Origin of the sequence: Thermoflexus sp. (assembly GCF_025055495.1) — a bacterium.
Lineage (GTDB): Bacteria > Chloroflexota > Anaerolineae > Thermoflexales > Thermoflexaceae > Thermoflexus.
Window position 1 is genome coordinate 1 of sequence record NZ_JANWXB010000142.1, and the last position, 3,414, is coordinate 3,414.

Below are 3,414 nucleotides of genomic sequence, written 5' to 3' on the forward strand. Positions count from 1 at the left end.
CAAATCTCCTTTACTGGCTGGGACCGGATCGCATCCTCTTCGGCAGCGATTACGCCCTCTGGTCGCCGCGCTGGATCATCGAACGGTTCATCGCTTTCGAGCTACCCCCCGACATCCGGGATGAGTTCGGCGTCGATCTAACGCTCGAGACCAAGCGCAAGATCCTCGGGGAGAACGCGGCGCGGCTTTACGGCATTGATATCGCCGCCCAGCGGGAAAAGCTGCGGCGCGATCCCATCGGCCAGCGGTTGGCTGCCATGGCGGCGTGAGCGTTGAAGCGTTCGTGCGACCTTGGGCGCCTTCGGCGCTGGGCGAACAGGGTTTTTCCTCCCCCTCCTTCCCCTCCTTACCGCCCTTCGGGCGATGGGGAGGGGGAAGAAGGGGGGCAGCCTCCTCATCATTGATGAGCCGAACCGTCTCGCCGGGCTGCTGGCGGAGCAGGAAATCGGAAACGCACGTAAGGCTCTCTGACCGTCCAGGGGCCTGGGGTCGTAAGGGGCCAGGGAGCAGCCGGGGGGCCACGACCCGCAACGGCTGCTCCGCCCTTTATTTCAGAATTCCTCCTCACCCCTGATTTCAGCTTTTACCTTACAGGAGGTCCCCATGAAGGCGGCTCGGCTTTACGAATACGATCCCCATCTGAAGGTCCAGCTCCGGATCGAGGATGTGCCGGAGCCCCGCATCACTGCCCCGAACGAAGTGATCGTTCGCGTGGGGGCGGCTGGCCTCTGCCGGACGGATCTTCACATCATCGAGGGGGTGTGGCGCAGCATCCTGGATCCGGATGGGAAGCTGCTCCCCTACATCCCTGGCCATGAGAACGCCGGCTGGGTGGAGGAGGTGGGGAGCGCGGTGACTTCGGTGAAGCCGGGGGATGCGGTGATCTGCCATCCCTTGCGGACCTGTGGGGTGTGCCTGGCCTGCCGCCAGGGGGAGGACATGTATTGCGAGCGCGGTGTCTTCCCCGGCCTGAACGCCGATGGAGGATTTGCGGAGTATCTGCTTACCAACGAGCGGGCCCTGGTCAAACTGCCGGAGGGGGTGGTCCCGGCGGATGTGGCCCCGCTGGCCGATGCCGGGCTGACGGCCTATCGGGCGGCCAAGCGGGCGGCGAAGTTGCTTCCCCCGGGCACCTTCTGCGTGATCATCGGCGTTGGGGGCCTGGGTCACATCGCCCTTCAGGTCCTTCGCGCCCTCTCCAGCGCCCGCATCATAGCGGTGGATATCTCCGAAGCGGCCCGGCAGCTGGCCCGGGACCTGGGAGCGGATGAGGTCCTGGCGGGCGGGCCGGACCTGGTGGCTGAGGTCCGCGAGCGAACGAAAGGCGGCGCCCACGTGGTCCTCGATTTCGTCGGCGAGGCGGGGGTGGAGCAGCAGGGGTGGCAGATGCTCCGCCGCGGCGGAACTCACATCATCATCGGCTACGGCGGGAAGTTGGAGGTCCCCACCGTACAGATGATTTTCGGCGAGATGACGCTTACGGGGAGTCTGGTGGGGAATTACATGGAGCTGGTGGAGCTGATGGACCTCAATGCGCGGGGGCTGGTGAAGGTGTACGCACAGCGATATCGCTTGGATCAGATCAACCAGGCCATCGACGACTTTAAGAACCGCCGCTACATTGGCCGCGCGGTGATCCTTCTCTGACCGGGCTCTGGACAGAGGGACGGCGGGATGTTTGGAGGGGATCCGCCCATTGGGTAGAGCGACCTCTCCCCCTTTCCTTCTCCCCGCGGCCCTCGAAGCCGCGGGGAGGAGGAAAGGGGGGATTGGGGGCGGCGAAGGCGCCTGCGTTGCTTGAAAAAACTTGAGAGGCTCCATCGAAAGGAGGTCCTCATGTTCCCTGCGTCGTTCGAATACGTGGCCCCATCGACGCTGGATCAGGCGGTCCGCCTCCTTCAGCAGTATGGTCCGGACGCCCGCCTTCTGGCCGGGGGTCAGAGCTTGATCCCCATGATGCGCTTCCGTTTGGCCAACCCCAGGGTCCTCATCGACCTCAATCGCCTCCCCGGTCTGGACTTCCTGGAAGAGGACGGGGGAATGCTACGTATCGGTGCGATGGTGCGCCATCGCACCATGGAGCGCGCCTCGCTGATCCAGCGGCGTTACCCGCTGCTGGCGGACACGGCGCGTGTGGTTGCAGATCCCATCGTGCGTAATCGGGGCACGGTAGGGGGAGCCGTCGCCCATGCGGATCCCGCTGGGGATTGGGGGGCGGCCCTTCTGGCGGCGAAGGCGGAGGTGGTGATCGCCGGACCGAAGGGCCGGCGGATCGGCCGGCGCACGATACCCCTGGCCGAGTTCTTCACGGGCCCCTTCATGACGGCGCTGGAGCCCGGCGAGATCGTGACGGAGATCCGGGTGCCCACCCCTGGGCCGCGGGAGGCAGGGGCATATCTCAAGATCGAGCGCAAGGTGGGCGACTTCGCCGTGGTCGCGGTGGGGGTCCAGATCGCCCTGGATGCGGATGGGGTGTGCCGGAAGGCCGGCATTGGGCTGTGCGCTGTCGGGTCCACCTCTCTGCGGGCCCAGGAAGCGGAGGAGTGGTTGATCGGCAAGCGTCTGGACGAAAGCGTAATCGCCCGGGCAGGGGAACTGGCGGCTGCGGCCGCCCAGCCCACCAGCGACACCCGCGGGCCCGCTGAATACAAGCGGGATGTGGTGCGCGTCCTGACCATTCGAGCCCTCCGGAAAGCCCTAGAACGCATCCCCATGGTCGGATGAGAACAGTTCTTCCCTCCCCTTCGTAAGGCAGTGTGAGAAGGGAACCTTTCATACCCCGGGTCCTTCGGTCCCGCAGAGAGGATTTGTCTCTAGGAAACTCCGGGGAAGGAGGAAACGATGCCGGCGCGTAAAGGCAAGCGAACAACTGGAGCTCCACGTCAGGCGGCTCCCCGTAAGGCGGCCGCGGCCGTCCAGCCTGCAGCCCGCCATCGGATCCGCGTGACCGTGAATGGGCGCCCCTGTGAGGCGGAAGTGGAGGCCCGCACCCTCCTGGTGTATTTCCTTCGGGACGTGCTGGGGCTCACGGGAACCCATGTGGGATGTGACACGACCAGCTGCGGGGCATGCACAGTCCTCCTGAATGGAGAGGCGGTCAAGAGCTGCACGATGTTCGCTGTCCAGGCCGACGGAGCGGAGATTTTGACCGTGGAAGGCTTGGCGAAAGATGGGGAGCTGCATCCCCTGCAGAAAGCGTTCTGGGAGGACCACGGCCTTCAGTGCGGCTTCTGCACGCCCGGCATGCTGATGACGGCCTACGCGTTCCTCAAGGAGAACCCTCATCCCAGCGAAGAGGAAATCCGCATCGCCATCTCCGGCAACCTGTGCCGATGCACCGGATATATGAACATCGTGAAAGCCATCCAGCACGCCGCCCAGGAAATGGCCGCTCGTTGAATGAGATCCTGGTCT

Annotated in this window: 4 protein-coding genes; all 4 read left to right on the forward strand. The window is 64.9% G+C overall.

From position 1 onward, the window contains the following. The coding region (locus tag NZM16_RS04955; protein WP_295479028.1) for an amidohydrolase family protein at positions 1-269 on the forward strand (269 nt) is incomplete at its 5' end. Positions 270-603: 334 nt separating this feature from the next. After that, positions 604-1,647: an NAD(P)-dependent alcohol dehydrogenase gene (locus tag NZM16_RS04960; protein WP_295479031.1), complete on the forward strand. Its 1,044-nt coding sequence runs from the start codon at positions 604-606 to the stop codon at positions 1,645-1,647. A gap of 189 nt (positions 1,648-1,836) precedes the next feature. Continuing rightward, positions 1,837-2,724, forward strand: coding sequence for a xanthine dehydrogenase family protein subunit M (locus tag NZM16_RS04965; RefSeq protein ID WP_295479034.1), 888 nt, complete (start codon positions 1,837-1,839; stop codon positions 2,722-2,724). A 117-nt stretch (positions 2,725-2,841) separates the two neighbouring features. Then, positions 2,842-3,399 (forward strand): (2Fe-2S)-binding protein, encoded by a 558-nt coding sequence (locus NZM16_RS04970; protein ID WP_295479036.1) that lies wholly within the window; start codon positions 2,842-2,844, stop codon positions 3,397-3,399. The last annotated feature ends 15 nt before the right edge of the window (positions 3,400-3,414 follow it).

Excerpts from the sequence above, each read along its gene's own strand:
- NZM16_RS04970 (WP_295479036.1), top strand. The coding sequence starts at position 2,842 with ATGCCGGCGCGTAAAGGCAAGCGAACAACTGGAGCTCCACGTCAGGCG.
- NZM16_RS04965 (WP_295479034.1), top strand. The coding sequence starts at position 1,837 with ATGTTCCCTGCGTCGTTCGAATACGTGGCCCCATCGACGCTGGATCAG.
- NZM16_RS04960 (WP_295479031.1), top strand. The coding sequence starts at position 604 with ATGAAGGCGGCTCGGCTTTACGAATACGATCCCCATCTGAAGGTCCAG.